1 protein-coding gene is annotated in these 422 nt (G+C 51.2%); it reads left to right on the top strand.

Going from position 1 to position 422, the window contains the following annotated elements; translation table 11 throughout:
* The coding region (locus tag SLS51_RS24935) for an SPM autocatalytic domain-containing protein (protein WP_500690698.1) at nucleotides 1–422 on the top strand (422 nt) is incomplete at both ends.

The raw sequence follows: 422 nt of genomic DNA, 5'->3' as shown, positions 1-422 counted from the left end.
GTGATCCGATCTGGGGTAAATTACGGGTCTGGGTTGATGGCACACACGATGCAAAAGTCGATGCGGGCGAACTCAAGACACTGGCGGAATGGGGTATTACTCAGATAAACGTCCGGGCTTCGAACAAAACAGACGTCCGTGATGGGAATAAGGTCGTTGCCAGTGGATCGTTTACTATCAATGGTAAAACTCAGGCAGTACTGGCTGTCGATTTTCTTGGTGATACCGTTAGCAACACCCTGAGTACTCAGGGAGCGGGCACACGAGTAACCTCCACACACAACGATATCACAACCACGGCTTACGCCAGCCAGAGTGAAACAGATGAAACCCTAAATGCGGAGCAACTGGGAGTCAGCAATCTGTATGGTGGCAGCGGCAATGATACGCTGATTGCGGCAAAAACTGGCAGTTGGCTGGTC

Origin of the sequence: Photorhabdus africana, assembly GCF_035181445.1 — a bacterium.
GTDB lineage: Bacteria > Pseudomonadota > Gammaproteobacteria > Enterobacterales > Enterobacteriaceae > Photorhabdus > Photorhabdus laumondii.
Note: the sequence above shows the minus strand (reverse complement) of the source record. Positions and strands in the feature narration are given on the sequence as shown.